The following is a 13,154-nucleotide window of genomic DNA, read 5'->3' as shown; positions in this document are numbered from 1 at the left end:
AGTGAAACGCCTTTGCGAACGAAAATATGCCGCACAACTGTAAACAAAATCTTTGCGGACTTTGTGTTAAAAACAAATTCAACAAAGAAAGTTACTTTTAAAACAACAAACAGTTTAATGAAAATTAATTACCTCTAAAATATAAAATTCCTAAATTTGTTACAAATACTGACGTTTTCCAATGCAGAACAAGCTAAAAATCATCAACGATCCCGTTCACGGATTCATCAAAATTCCCCATGAAATTTTATTCGACATCATCGAGCATCCTTATTTCCAGAGATTAAGAAGAATCGGGCAGACCGGACTTTTGAATCTTATTTTTCCGGGCGCGACACATACAAGATTTCACCACGCTTTAGGAGCCATGCATCTCATGTTTACCGCTTTGGAAACATTGAAGCAGAAAGGCGTGAAAATTTCAGAAGAGGAAGAAAAAGGGGCAATGTTGGCAATTTTAATGCATGATATTGGTCATGGTCCTTTTTCCCACGCTCTGGAAAGTATGTTGATGGACGATTGGCATCACGAAAAATTATCTTTATTACTCATGAATCGCCTGAATGATGAATTTAACGGAGAATTGTCCTGCGCTATCGAAATGTTTCAGGGAAAATACCACCGAAAGTTTTTCAACCAGCTTATTTCTTCACAGCTCGATGTTGATCGGTTGGATTATCTGAAACGGGACAGCTTTTTTACGGGAGTTTCCGAAGGAAGCATCAATACGCAAAGAATCATTTCCATGATGAACGTCTGTGATGAGGGCGAATTGGTGATTGATGCAAAAGGCGTTTATTCTATTGAGAATTTCCTCACGGCAAGAATGTTTATGTATTGGCAGGTATATTACCATAAAACATCCGCTTTGGCAGAATTTCTTCTCGTTAAAATTTTAGAAAGAGCCAAACTTCTGGTTTCGCAGGGAATCGATTTACCGGCAACCGAAAATCTGAAATATTTTCTGCATCGCGGAAAAAGTACAGCAACAGATGAAGATGTGGAGCGTTTTACACAGCTTGATGACAATGATATTATTCAGGCAATGAAAAACTGGCAGAATACAGATGACATGATCTTGTCTTACTGGTGTAAATGTGTGATCCAGAGAAACCTTCCGAAAACCATAATTTCTTCACATCCTTTTGAGCAAAGTTTTATTGAAGAAAAAATAAAGAATGTGAATGAATTTTTCGGAATTGATAATGGGAAAGAACTTGTACATGAAATTAAAAGAAAACTTCTTCCTTATGACACAGAAAAACAACCCATTTATCTGTTGCAGAAAAACGGAAAAAAAATACGTCTTGATGAATCGGAAGACCAGCTTTTATCAGGTCTCATGAGAAACAAAACCACAAGGTATATTCTTACGTTTCCAAGGAATATTTCACACCTTATTTCTTAAAGAATATTAAAATTTACGTTCCGAAAACTAAAAAATGTTTGCGAATTACAGAATTTCTTATCTTTGCAGAATATGGAATTTACAGCTTCGCAAATTGCAAGTTTTATCGACGGAAAAATAATAGGTGACGAGAACGCACTTATTACTGGAGTTTCGCCCATAGAAAGCGGGGAAACAGGACATCTTTCTTTCATCGCGCAGGATAGATTTTCGCATTATTTAGAGACTTCAAAATGTTCCGTTATCATTGTTTCGGAAAAGCTGATCTCAAAAGATTCTTATAATCCTACCGTTATTACAGTAAAGGATGCCTATCTCTCATTCCAGATTCTCATGAATCTTTATCAGGAAATGCAGGGCAGAAGAACAGGAATCGAAAATGGTTCTTCCATCCATGAAACCGCTGTAATCGGAGAGAATGTGTATATCGGAGCTTTTACCTACGTTTCAGAAAAAGCAAAAGTAGGAGAAGGAAGCCAGATCTATCCCCAGGTTTACATCGGAAAAGGTGTGAAAATCGGGAAAAACTGCAAAATCGACAGTGGTGCGAGAATTTATGATTACTGCATCATCGGAGACAATTGTGTTATTCATTCCAACACAGTGATCGGAGGAGACGGTTTCGGATTTCAGCCGACTCCGGATGGATTCAAAAAAATTCCGCAGTTAGGAAATGTGATCATTGAAGATGATGTGGAAATTGGTTCCAACTGCAGTATAGACAGAGCAACCATTGGTTCTACCGTTATTGGCAAAGGAACTAAAATTGATAATCTGATCCAGATCGCACACAACGTAAAAATCGGAAAAAACAATGTAATTGCCGCACAAGCCGGAATTGCAGGATCTACAACCATCGGAGACTGGAACCAGATTGGAGGTCAGGTGGGCGTTGTAGGACACATCAAAATAGGAAATCAGGTAAAAATACAGGCTCAGAGTGGCGTAAATTCCAGCGTAAACGACAGAGAAACCATCTACGGTTCTCCGGCGATCAGCTACAACGACTACCTTAGAAGTTATGTACATTTCAGAAACTTACCTGAAGTGGTAAAAAGAATAAATAATCTCGAGAATAACTCAAAAGATTAAACTAATGAGTGATATGCAAAAAACACTTCAGCAGGAAGTGACACTTTCCGGAATCGGACTTCATACTGGTAAAGAAGTAAAATTAACCATGAAACCTGCAAAAGAAAATACAGGTTTCGTATTCGTAAGAACAGATTTGGAAGGGCATCCTCAAGTCGAAGCAGACGTTAACTACGTTGTAGCTACAGAAAGAGGAACAACATTAGAAAAACTGGGAGTAAAGATCACAACTTGCGAGCACCTTTTAGCGGCTTTGGTAGGATGTGATATTGATAATGCCATTCTTGAAATGGATGCCTCCGAACCGCCGATCTTAGACGGTTCTTCAAAATTCTTTGTAGAAGCAATCGAAAGCGTAGGAGTAGTGGAGCAAAATATAGCAAGAGAATATCTTGTGGTAAAAGAAGTTCTTACCTACAGCGATCCCGCTACAGGATCTGAGATCACTATTATTCCTTCAGATACCTATGAAGTAACAACAATGGTAGATTTCGGAACCAAAGTTTTGGGAACTCAAAATGCTACGCTTAAAAATATTTCCGAGTTTAAAGAAGAAATTTCATCCGCAAGAACATTCAGCTTCTTACACGAGCTGGAAATGCTTTTGGATCACGGTTTGATCAAAGGCGGAGATATTTCCAACGCGATTGTTTATGTAGATAAAGATCTTACACCGGAAACTACAGAAAAATTAAAGAAAGCCTTTGGTAAAGATAACGTATCGATAAGACCAAACGGAATTCTTGATAATTTGAACTTAAACTATCCCAACGAAGCTGCAAGACACAAATTACTGGATGTGATCGGTGACCTGGCTTTGGCAGGAGTGAAAATAAAAGGGAAAGTAATTGCCAACAAACCGGGACATTATGTAAACACACAGTTTGCAAAAAAACTGAACCGTCAGTGGAAATTGCAGAAAAAGAAAAATGTTCCAGATTTTGATTTAACAAAAGAACCGGTTTTCGATATCAACGGAATCATGAGACTGATGCCTCACAGACCGCCGTTCTTATTGATTGATAAAATTCTTGAACTTTCAGATTCTCACGTTGTAGGTCTTAAGAATGTTACAATGAACGAGCCTTTCTTCGTTGGACATTTCCCAAAAGAACCCGTAATGCCGGGAGTTTTACAGGTGGAAGCTTTGGCACAGACCGGAGGAATTCTTGTTTTGGCAAGCGTTCCGGATCCGGAAAATTACTCTACGTATTTTATTAAAATAGATAAAGTAAAATTCAAGAGAAAAGTAATTCCGGGAGATACGCTTATTTTCAAGATTGAATTGATAGAGCCTATCAGAAGAGGAATTGTTCATATGCAGGGTTATGGTTACGTAGGAGATACAGTAGCGGTAGAAGCAGAACTTATGGCCCAAGTTGCAAAAAATAAAGTTGATTAAATGATTCATCAATTAGCAGCCGTAGATAAACGTGCGAAAATCAGCAAAAATGTAATCGTAGAACCTTTTACTACAATTGCAGGGGACGTGGAAATTGGCGAAGGAACATGGATTGGTCCCAATGTTACCATCATGGATGGTGCAAGAATCGGTAAAAATTGCAGAATTTTTCCGGGAACGGTAATTTCTGCGATTCCTCAGGATTTGAAATTTGATGGTGAAGATACGCAGGTCATTATCGGCGATGAAACAACGATCAGAGAATGTGTAACGGTAAACAGAGGAACAAAAGCCCTCGGATTTACCAAAATAGGGAAAAACTGCCTTATTATGGCAACTTCCCACATTGCTCATGATTGCGTAATCGGAGATCATGTGATCATCGTAAACGGTTGTGGTATTGCAGGTCATGTGGAAATTGGGGATTATACCGTGATGGGCGGTCTGTCGGCTGTTCATCAGTTCGGTAAGATCGGAAAACACGTGATGATTTCGGGAGGTACTCTGGTAAGAAAAGACATTCCGCCTTATGTAAAAGTGGCAAGAGAACCAATGTCTTATGCAGGAATTAATTCCGTAGGTTTAAGAAGAAGAGGATTTACCAATGAGAAAATCTTTGAAATTCAGAAAATTTACAGAGCGATCTTCCAGATGAAGATGAATGTTTCCCAAGCGTTGCTTTACATCGAAAAAGAAATGCTTCCGACGGCTGAAAGAGATGAAATCCTTCAGTTTATCCAGAATTCTCCTCGAGGAATCGTAAAAGGGTACGGAACAGGGAAGGAAAGAGAATAATAAAGAAAAGTTTAGCTCAGTTATCAATGAAAAGTCTGATTTTTGTTTTAATGTGTTTTACAGCATCTTTTTTGTCCGGACAACAGACAGAAGGATTGAAAACGGAGAAAACAGCCAAGACTTCTATTCTGGAAAGGAGACTTCCTTCAAAATCTAATGACAGCATTGCTAAACATAATCTTAATGATCTTCTTAAACAGAATAATTCCGGCGGAAATTCAATTCTTGGAACCGCAAATCCCTATCATTCCGAGATCCAGACGAATGTGAACAGGCTGAATAATAATGTGAATTCATTCAATAATAATGTTTTCAACAGACTGCCAACTCAGGGAGAAGGAATACAATTTAACAAAAGAAAATAAAAAATATATAATAAATTAATGGCAACAAGTAACGATATCAGAAAAGGACTTTGCATCGAATATAGCAACGATATTTACAAAGTTATCGAATTCCTTCACGTAAAACCGGGAAAAGGTCCTGCTTTCGTTAGAACAAAATTAAAATCTGTAACCAACGGTAAAGTAATCGACAATACTTTCTCTGCAGGTCACAAAATTGAAGAAGTAAAGGTAATTACCAGAAAATTCCAGTATCTTTATGATGACGAGAACGGATTTCACTTCATGAATAATGATGACTTCTCTCAATTATATTTAAATAAAGAAATGATTGAAAACTCAAACCTTATGAAAGCAGGTGAAGAAGTAACCATCATTTTGAAAGAAGTGGACGAAACTCCGCTTTCTGCAGAACTTCCACAATCTGTTTATCTAGATGTAATAGAAGCAGATCCGGGAGTAAAAGGAAACACAGCAACCAACGCTCTTAAAAATGCAATCGTAGAAACAGGAGCAAGAGTAATGGTTCCTCTGTTTATTGAGCCGGGAGACAAAATCAAAGTAAGCACAGAAGACGGTTCTTACTTAGAAAGAGTAAAAGAATAATTATTCACAAATAATATGAGGCTGGAAGTATCACAACTTTCAGCTTTCATTTTTTATGGCAGCCTTGTAGTTTACCCTGAGCTTGTCGAAGGGGCAGTCGGGCTGCGATTAAAGTTGGAAAAACAAAGCCGTGTCTGGATTTTAAGACACCGTTGAAAATTTAAAACATCATTTAAAAAAATATGACGTTTCATCAGCCACAAAAACTGAAAACCATTGCCGAACTTATCGGGGCAAAATTTGTAGGTTCAGAAGACTTTGAAGTGTTGGGAACGAACGAGATTCACATGGTAAAAGCCGGTGAAATCGTTTTCGTTAACCATCCGAAATATTACGATAAAGCATTAAATTCTGCTGCGACGATTATTTTAATTGATAAAGAAGTGGAATGTCCAGAGGGAAAAGCACTGTTGGTTTCCGAAGACCCTTTCAGAGATTTCAATAAAATCAATACCCACTTTACAAGAATTTATAACTTCACCGAAGAACTTCATGATGTCGAAATAGGAGAGGGAACAAAAATTCATGCTTCTGCGGTTATCGGAAATAATGTGAAAATAGGAAAAAATACCCTGATTTTTCCTAATGTTGTTATTGGCGACAGAACCGTAATTGGCGACAATGTAGTGATACACTCCAACACTGTTTTAGGCGGCGACGCTTTTTACTACAGAAAACTGAACGGCAATTTCGACCGTCTCATTTCGGTAGGAAACGTAGTCATCGAAAACAATGTAGAGATCGGAAACGGTTGTACCATCGACAGAGGAGTTACAGATTCTACCATTATTGGTGAGGGTTCCGTTCTGGATAACCAGATTCAGATCGGGCACGATACTGTGATCGGAAAAAAATGTCTTATCGCCTCTCAGGTCGGCATTGCAGGATGCTGTGTTATCGGTGATGAGGTTACCTTATGGGGACAGGTCGGCATTGCTTCAGGAAATAAGATCGAGAGCGGAGCTGTATTATTAGGGAAAACCGGAGTAAACAGAGACCTCGAAAAAGGAACTTACATCGGGATGTTTGCAGAAGATTTTAAAACGTATCTTAAAAAAGAAGTCAAACTGAGAAATCTCAAATAAACAAATTAGTTAGATTTATCTTTAATCAAAGAAATTTAATTAAATTTGTGTGCATTTAAAAAGTAATAAATAAATTAAATAAATAATAAAATGTCAATTTTAGTAAACAAAGATTCTAAAGTAATTGTACAAGGATTTACAGGGAACGAAGGTACTTTCCACGCAAGCCAGATGATCGAATACGGAACCAACGTAGTAGGTGGTGTTACTCCGGGAAAAGGAGGAAGCGAGCACTTAGGGAAGCCTGTATTCAATACGGTAGCAGATGCTGTAGAAAAAGCCGGAGCTAACGTAAGTATCATTTTCGTACCGCCTGCATTTGCTGCTGACGCTATTATGGAAGCTGCTGAAGCAGGAATCAAAGTAATTGTATGTATTACTGAAGGTATTCCTGTAGCAGATATGGTGAAAGTAAAATCTTACATTGCTGACAGAGACTGCAGATTAATCGGTCCGAACTGCCCGGGAATCATTACTTCTGAAGAAGCTAAAATTGGAATTATGCCAGGTTTCGTTTTCAAAAAAGGTAAAGTAGGTATCGTTTCTAAATCAGGAACTCTTACTTACGAAGCTGCAGATCAGGTAGTAAGAGCGGGTTACGGTATCTCTACAGCAATCGGTATCGGTGGAGACCCGATCATCGGAACAACTACAAGAGAAGCTTTGGAATTATTCATCAACGATCCTGAAACTGAAGCGGTTGTAATGATCGGAGAAATCGGTGGAGGTCTTGAAGCGGAAGCAGCAAGATGGTACAAAGCAAGTGGTTCTACAAAGCCGGTTGTAGGTTTCATCGCAGGACAGACTGCTCCAAAAGGTAGAACAATGGGTCACGCAGGTGCAATCGTAGGCGGAGCAGAAGATACAGCTCAGGCTAAGATGGAAATCATGAGAGAAAACGGAATTAACGTGGTAGACTCTCCTGCAGACATCGGTGCTACTGTTGCAAAAATTCTAGGATAACATAAAACATAACGATATGAAAAAATTTTTATTAGCCTCTGCATTGGCACTTTCTACCATGTCTTTCGCACAGATCGATTTTGGCAGCACAAGATTCGGTGTTACTGTAGGAGGAAACTATTCCCGAGTGAAGAATGCTCATAACCCTTCCGGACCGAGATATACCGTTCAGGCAGGAGTATTGGCTTTAATACCGATAGGTTCAGCCAACCAGTTTTTCATACAGCCTGAAGTAGTTTACTTTGGAGCAGGAGAAACAGGAAAGGATAAAGATGCTAAAAACTATCCCGGTTATGATGCGGTATACGCAAATAACTATCTGAGTGTACCGATCTCTTTTAAAGGGTATTTTTCTGAATCTGAATCTGAATTTTTTGGGTTAATAGGTCCCAGATTTAATTTTTTATTAAGTCAGAACGTTAAAAACGCACCTAAGATCTACTACACAAAAGATCAGATTGATCCGAATTATCCTAATGTAAACGGTAAAGCGAGTTCATTTAACTTTGGAATAGGACTAGGAGTAGGATATAGTTATAAAAGACAGCTTGAACTTACGGCAAAATATGATTTCGGAGTTACGAATACATATCCCGGCCTTGATCAGGAGCCGAAAGGAACCAATAAAGGAAAGTCTGAGCAGGTTCTTAGTTTAAGCTTAAGCTACATCTTCAAATAAAAATTGATTCTAATCAAAACATAAAAACTCCCGAAACTTAATGTTTCGGGAGTTTTTTTATTTAAAAATTCTGTTTAAAACTTATCCTTTAATCCATTTCCAGATTTCCTTCAGAGTCGCTTTATTTCCGTACATTAAAATTCCTACACGGTAAATTTTACCTGCCAGAAATATCATAAAAAGAGTCGTTCCTAAAAGCAAGCCAATAGACAGCGCAATCTGCCACGCCGGAACTCCGTAAGGAATTCTCGCGATCATTGCCACAGGAGACGTAAACGGAATAATAGAAAGCCAGAATCCTAAAGGACCATCCGGATTATTCATTAGCGTAAAACTTCCGTACATTCCAAGCATTAAAGGCAGAACTGCAAATAATGTGAACTGCTGTGTCTCTGTTTCGTTGTCTACAGCGGAACCGATTGCGGCATAAATGGAACTGTAAAAGATATATCCCAAAAGGAAAAATGTTATAAAAACGAAAATAATTAATGGGAAATTCAGTTCCAGTAAACTGTGTGAAATCTGGGTTCCCATCTGTAAAATATCAAATTTTTCAGCAACACCTTCATTTCCGGGAATATTTTTAGGAATAGCAGAAAATCCTGTATTCAGAACCAAAGCTCCGATAACCGACATGGTGATCCAAACGATAAATTGAGTAAGTGCAACCATTGTTACCCCCAGAATTTTACCCATCATCAGTTCAAAAGGTTTTACCGAAGAAATAATAATTTCCACAACACGGTTGTTTTTCTCTTCCAGTACGCTTCTCATTACCCTAACTCCGTAAATAATGATAAACATAAAAGTAACGTACATTAAAAGCATACTCAGAACACTTTTCACGCCGAAAGCAAGATCGGAATCTTCTTTGTTATTTTCCGAGACGTTAATTGTTTTTAAATTGAAACTTTTATCCAGATTATCAAGCTGTAGCTCAGCAATGCCCAGTTTCTTTATTTTTTCTTTTTTGATGACTTCGTTAATGTCCGAAACAATTTTCTGCTTCGTATCGAACCCGATTTTATTGTTGATAACAAGTCTTGTATTCTTTTCTAATTCGTCAAAATTCTGATCTTTCAGTTCAGGCAGAACCAAAATCCCGTCTAAAGATTCATTATTCTTCAGATTGTTGATTTTTGACTTTTCATCTGCCGCAGAAACAAAAACATAGTTCAGTTTATCATTCGATTTCAGTTGATTTTTAAACAAACCGTTTTTGTCAACTACTTCAATAATGCTGTGAGATTCATTTGCCTTAAACATCAAACCGATAACAGCACCAAAACCCAGTAAAAGAATCGGAGCTAAAAGCGTTAATATGATGAAAGATTTTTTCTTAACCTGCGTAAGAAATTCTCTTTTTGTAATTAAAAAAATGTTATTCATAATTAAGAATTATTGCTTACCGCATTAATAAACACCTCGTTCATACTCGGAATTTTTTCGTCGAATGACCTTACTTTTCCTACATTCACCAGATCCAGAAGAATATGATTTTGGTCAGTCTCATTTTTCAGATCAAAAGAAACCAGGTTATTTTCATGATTGATATTGAAAATTTCATATTTATTTTGAAAACTTTCCAGTTGATCGTTTTTTACATCAGAAAGCGTGATTCCAAAAATATTTTTCTTGAATTTCTCGCGTACATCGAAAACTCTTCCGTCGATAATTTTTTTTGAGTTATTAATCAGAGCCACATAATCGCACATTTCCTCAACACTTTCCATTCGGTGAGTAGAAAGGATGATGGTAGTTCCGTTATTCTTAAGATCAATGATCTGGTCTTTAATTAAATTGGCATTTACAGGATCAAAACCAGAAAAAGGTTCATCCAGAATCAATAAATGCGGTCTGTGAAGAACAGTAACCACAAACTGGATTTTCTGCGCCATTCCTTTTGACAGCTCAGACAGCTTTTTCTTCCACCAATGGTCAATGTGAAGTTTATCAAACCATTTTTTTGCCTCAGTTAAAGCATCATTCTTTTTCATGCCTTTCAGCTCTCCGAAGTAGAGAAGCTGATCTCCTACGGTCATGTTTTTATACAGCCCGCGTTCTTCAGGCATATATCCGATATCTTTAATATGATCCGGATTGAGCTTTTGTCCGTTGATCTGTATTTCTCCAGAATCTGCCTGTGTAATCTGATTGATGATCCGGATAAAAGAAGTTTTTCCGGCTCCGTTAGGACCTAAAAGACCATAAACACTTCCTTTCGGAACATGGATGCTGAAATCATCCAAAGCTACCTTTTTACCTGCGTTATAGGTCTTTCTAATATGTTCAGCTTTTAGCATTAATTTGTTTTTATAATTAGGATAAAAATGTTCCGAAAGTTACGGAATAATTAAGCTAAAAGAAAAAATCCTGATGATTATCAGGATTTAAATTATTGTTTCATAATCTGCGTGACTTTCATTGTGTTGTCACTCAGAATATATCGAATTAAATATTTACCAGGCTTTAATTTTTCAATATTAATCTCTCCGGAATTCATGTTGACTGAATAACTTGCAACCTGTGTACCTAAAATCGAATAGAAAATCACACTTCGGATTTTCAGGTTAGGATCTTTAGCCTTTACGATAAGGAAATCCTTTGCCGGATTAGGATAAGCAACAAGCACTCCGTCATCAGACTTCTGAGAGAAGGAAGCCGGCTCTTTAATCTGCGCTTTCATATTGTTGGAAAATCCAACAAATGCGCCTAAAAAGATAAACAAAAGTAAAAGTTTTCTCATCAAATTATAATTTCTAAGGGATATTTTAACAAAAATAATTAATTCTGCAATTCTACGCAATAGTTTTTTATATAAGTTGTAGTAAATTTGCATTAAATTTCATTCAAAAAGTATTCCAAAATGATACATTCAAGAAATAGAAGGCTGAGAGTAAACGAATCTGTAAGAAGTCTGGTAAGAGAATGCTCTCTTACAACCAACGATTTTGTAATGCCGATCTTCGTAATGGAGGGCGAAAATAAAGAAGAACCGATCCCGTCGATGCCGGGAATTTTCAGAAGAAGCATTGATCTGACGGTGAAAGAATGTAAGGAGTTATTTTCTTTAGGTGTAAAGGCTGTTAATCTTTACATGAAGGTTTCAGAAGACCTGAAAGACAATACCGGAAAAGAAGCATGGAATAAAAACGGACTGATGCAGAACACGATCAGGGCGATCAAAGATGCGCTTCCCGAAATGGTGGTAATGCCCGATGTTGCTTTAGATCCGTATTCTATTTACGGTCACGACGGAATTATCGAAAACGGGAAAATTGTAAATGATGCTACAAACGATGCTTTGGCAAGAATGTCGGTGTCACACGCAGAAGCCGGAGCAGACATTGTGGCACCAAGTGATATGATGGATGGCAGAGTTCAGGTCATTCGTGAAGCATTGGAAGATAGCGGATTTACCGATGTGGGTATTTTAAGCTATGCTGCAAAATATGCAAGTTCTTTTTACGGACCTTTCAGAAGCGCATTAGACAGTGCACCGAAAGATAATATGGAAATTCCGAAGGATAAAAAAACATATCAGATGGATTTTCATAATTCCAGAGAAGCGTTGAACGAAGTTTTTAAGGATATTGAAGAAGGAGCCGACATTATCATGATTAAACCGGGACTTCCGTATCTGGATATTGTTTCTAAAGTTCGTGAAGCGATTGATCTTCCGATTGCGGTTTACAATGTGAGCGGAGAATATGCAATGGTAAAAGCGGCTGCACAAAACGGATGGCTGGATAATGACAAAACCATTATCGAAAGCTTAACCTGCTTTAAAAGAGCCGGTGCTGATATGATTTTCACGTATTTCGCGAAAGAAGCTGCAATGATTTTGAACAGATAATTTTTTCACATTATATTTTAAATGAAAAACATTTCGGATCGAAATGTTTTTATCAATAGAAACGGGCTAAAGCCCGTTTTTTATTGATGAACTCTAAATTCAGCTTTAGCCAAAACTTATTTTGAAACCAAAGAAAATAATTAATGATTGTAAGCTTTGGCTAAAACCCGATTATAAAAATATCAGGAAATATTAAAATCTTTTCCTTTCGTAAATTTTGCAGCAAATGGAGCTTGGTTTCCCGTATATTTCAGAACGAAATTCTTTTTTGTATCTGTATCAACATTGGCTTTTACTTCCACATCCTGTGTCTGGAAACTCACATCAAGATTCACGCCTGCGTCTTTTTCAAGATTAATTTCCACACTTTCTGCATAAAATAAAGAAGTACTCAGATAATTAAATTTGATGTTCTTTCTGTATGATCTGGATTCGTTTTGCGTAAATTCAGAATATTTTCGAAGGATTTCTATTCCGGGAGAATCTATGTTGGTGATTCTGGATTTTGTAACGCCGTTTACTTTTACAGAAAAATCTTTGGCGCTTTTAATGTCGCCTTTAATTCCGATATTGAAAAGAGAGGGGAGAGCAAGCCCGAATTCAATCATGCTGTCTTTCGTAAATTCAAAATCAGGAATCAGAGCCGGAAATTTCTGAACATTCATCAATTGATTTTTAACAGTACTTAACTGGTCGCTGCCAAATAAATAGCCTATAAGATTATTATTCGTGGTTCTCCAGTTTCTTCCGTTCCATTCGTAGATTTCGCAAAGCAAAGTATCCGTGGAAGAATGCGGAAGCAGATCCATATCCTGCCATTTGAAAACTTCTTTCGCATAAGGTCTTCGGTTGATGATGTTTACACCAAGATCTAAAGCTAAAAGCTCGGTAAGCTGTTGATTATTTTCCATAGTAATAATAAGT

14 protein-coding genes are annotated in these 13,154 nt (G+C 37.4%); 10 read left to right on the top strand and 4 right to left on the bottom strand.

Going from position 1 to position 13,154, the window contains the following annotated elements:
• The first annotated feature begins 181 nt into the window (after positions 1 to 181).
• From B0E34_RS10645 to B0E34_RS10605, 9 genes are all read left to right on the top strand, one after another.
• The gene (locus tag B0E34_RS10645) at positions 182 to 1,408 is read left to right on the top strand and encodes an HD domain-containing protein (RefSeq protein WP_087709292.1); all 1,227 of its coding nucleotides are present in this window, start codon (positions 182 to 184) and stop codon (positions 1,406 to 1,408) included.
• Between the two features lie 72 nt (positions 1,409 to 1,480).
• Complete coding sequence (gene lpxD / locus B0E34_RS10640; RefSeq protein WP_076395596.1) at positions 1,481 to 2,500, top strand: UDP-3-O-(3-hydroxymyristoyl)glucosamine N-acyltransferase; 1,020 nt, start codon at positions 1,481 to 1,483, stop codon at positions 2,498 to 2,500.
• Positions 2,501 to 2,504: 4 nt separating this feature from the next.
• A complete protein-coding gene (locus B0E34_RS10635) occupies positions 2,505 to 3,902 on the top strand; it encodes a bifunctional UDP-3-O-[3-hydroxymyristoyl] N-acetylglucosamine deacetylase/3-hydroxyacyl-ACP dehydratase (RefSeq protein ID WP_087709291.1) in 1,398 nt (465 codons plus the stop codon).
• Entirely contained in the window at positions 3,903 to 4,697 is a 795-nt protein-coding gene (gene lpxA, locus B0E34_RS10630; protein ID WP_076395592.1) for an acyl-ACP--UDP-N-acetylglucosamine O-acyltransferase, read from the top strand. It abuts the gene before it with no gap.
• A gap of 26 nt (positions 4,698 to 4,723) precedes the next feature.
• Positions 4,724 to 5,062, top strand: a complete 339-nt coding sequence (locus B0E34_RS10625; RefSeq protein ID WP_228423054.1) for a hypothetical protein — start codon at positions 4,724 to 4,726, stop codon at positions 5,060 to 5,062.
• Between the two features lie 18 nt (positions 5,063 to 5,080).
• Complete coding sequence (gene efp, locus B0E34_RS10620; RefSeq protein ID WP_087709289.1) at positions 5,081 to 5,647, top strand: elongation factor P; 567 nt, start codon at positions 5,081 to 5,083, stop codon at positions 5,645 to 5,647.
• Positions 5,648 to 5,829: 182 nt separating this feature from the next.
• Positions 5,830 to 6,732, top strand: coding sequence for a UDP-3-O-(3-hydroxymyristoyl)glucosamine N-acyltransferase (locus B0E34_RS10615; RefSeq protein WP_087709287.1), 903 nt, complete (start codon positions 5,830 to 5,832; stop codon positions 6,730 to 6,732).
• 90 nt (positions 6,733 to 6,822) lie between these two features.
• Positions 6,823 to 7,695 carry a succinate--CoA ligase subunit alpha gene (sucD, locus tag B0E34_RS10610; protein WP_047488432.1) on the top strand — a complete coding sequence of 291 codons (873 nt, stop codon included), beginning with the start codon at positions 6,823 to 6,825 and terminating at the stop codon, positions 7,693 to 7,695.
• A 16-nt stretch (positions 7,696 to 7,711) separates the two neighbouring features.
• Positions 7,712 to 8,374 carry a porin family protein gene (locus B0E34_RS10605; RefSeq protein ID WP_076395586.1) on the top strand — a complete coding sequence of 221 codons (663 nt, stop codon included), beginning with the start codon at positions 7,712 to 7,714 and terminating at the stop codon, positions 8,372 to 8,374.
• Positions 8,375 to 8,455: 81 nt separating this feature from the next.
• Here the strand turns inward: B0E34_RS10605 and B0E34_RS10600 are convergent, their stop codons facing one another.
• The 3 genes from B0E34_RS10600 to B0E34_RS10590 form a co-directional block, all read right to left on the bottom strand.
• A complete protein-coding gene (locus tag B0E34_RS10600) occupies positions 8,456 to 9,763 on the bottom strand; it encodes an ABC transporter permease (protein WP_076395584.1) in 1,308 nt (435 codons plus the stop codon).
• A 2-nt stretch (positions 9,764 to 9,765) separates the two neighbouring features.
• Positions 9,766 to 10,677, bottom strand: coding sequence for an ABC transporter ATP-binding protein (locus tag B0E34_RS10595; protein WP_087709285.1), 912 nt, complete (start codon positions 10,675 to 10,677; stop codon positions 9,766 to 9,768).
• A 92-nt stretch (positions 10,678 to 10,769) separates the two neighbouring features.
• Positions 10,770 to 11,120: a T9SS type A sorting domain-containing protein gene (locus B0E34_RS10590; protein ID WP_076395580.1), complete on the bottom strand. Its 351-nt coding sequence runs from the start codon at positions 11,118 to 11,120 to the stop codon at positions 10,770 to 10,772.
• Positions 11,121 to 11,240: 120 nt separating this feature from the next.
• Here B0E34_RS10590 and hemB point away from each other — a divergent pair, with 120 nt between their 5' ends.
• Positions 11,241 to 12,230: a porphobilinogen synthase gene (gene hemB, locus B0E34_RS10585; protein WP_076395578.1), complete on the top strand. Its 990-nt coding sequence runs from the start codon at positions 11,241 to 11,243 to the stop codon at positions 12,228 to 12,230.
• A 182-nt stretch (positions 12,231 to 12,412) separates the two neighbouring features.
• Here the strand turns inward: hemB and B0E34_RS10580 are convergent, their stop codons facing one another.
• Positions 12,413 to 13,141, bottom strand: a complete 729-nt coding sequence (locus B0E34_RS10580) for a hypothetical protein (RefSeq protein ID WP_087709283.1) — start codon at positions 13,139 to 13,141, stop codon at positions 12,413 to 12,415.
• Positions 13,142 to 13,154: the final 13 nt, after the last annotated feature.

This window comes from Chryseobacterium mucoviscidosis, from assembly GCF_002177115.1.
GTDB classification, from domain to species: Bacteria; Bacteroidota; Bacteroidia; order Flavobacteriales; family Weeksellaceae; genus Chryseobacterium; species Chryseobacterium mucoviscidosis.
The sequence above is the reverse complement of the archived record's forward strand: the minus strand, read 5'-3'. Positions and strand labels throughout refer to the sequence as shown.

Excerpts from the sequence above, each read along its gene's own strand:
- B0E34_RS10590 (WP_076395580.1), bottom strand. The coding sequence starts at position 11,120 with ATGAGAAAACTTTTACTTTTGTTTATCTTTTTAGGCGCATTTGTTGGA.
- B0E34_RS10645 (WP_087709292.1), top strand. The coding sequence starts at position 182 with ATGCAGAACAAGCTAAAAATCATCAACGATCCCGTTCACGGATTCATC.
- B0E34_RS10605 (WP_076395586.1), top strand. The coding sequence starts at position 7,712 with ATGAAAAAATTTTTATTAGCCTCTGCATTGGCACTTTCTACCATGTCT.
- B0E34_RS10600 (WP_076395584.1), bottom strand. The coding sequence starts at position 9,763 with ATGAATAACATTTTTTTAATTACAAAAAGAGAATTTCTTACGCAGGTT.
- B0E34_RS10615 (WP_087709287.1), top strand. The coding sequence starts at position 5,830 with ATGACGTTTCATCAGCCACAAAAACTGAAAACCATTGCCGAACTTATC.
- lpxD (WP_076395596.1), top strand. The coding sequence starts at position 1,481 with ATGGAATTTACAGCTTCGCAAATTGCAAGTTTTATCGACGGAAAAATA.
- B0E34_RS10625 (WP_228423054.1), top strand. The coding sequence starts at position 4,724 with ATGAAAAGTCTGATTTTTGTTTTAATGTGTTTTACAGCATCTTTTTTG.
- B0E34_RS10635 (WP_087709291.1), top strand. The coding sequence starts at position 2,505 with ATGAGTGATATGCAAAAAACACTTCAGCAGGAAGTGACACTTTCCGGA.
- sucD (WP_047488432.1), top strand. The coding sequence starts at position 6,823 with ATGTCAATTTTAGTAAACAAAGATTCTAAAGTAATTGTACAAGGATTT.
- B0E34_RS10580 (WP_087709283.1), bottom strand. The coding sequence starts at position 13,141 with ATGGAAAATAATCAACAGCTTACCGAGCTTTTAGCTTTAGATCTTGGT.
- lpxA (WP_076395592.1), top strand. The coding sequence starts at position 3,903 with ATGATTCATCAATTAGCAGCCGTAGATAAACGTGCGAAAATCAGCAAA.
- B0E34_RS10595 (WP_087709285.1), bottom strand. The coding sequence starts at position 10,677 with ATGCTAAAAGCTGAACATATTAGAAAGACCTATAACGCAGGTAAAAAG.
- hemB (WP_076395578.1), top strand. The coding sequence starts at position 11,241 with ATGATACATTCAAGAAATAGAAGGCTGAGAGTAAACGAATCTGTAAGA.
- efp (WP_087709289.1), top strand. The coding sequence starts at position 5,081 with ATGGCAACAAGTAACGATATCAGAAAAGGACTTTGCATCGAATATAGC.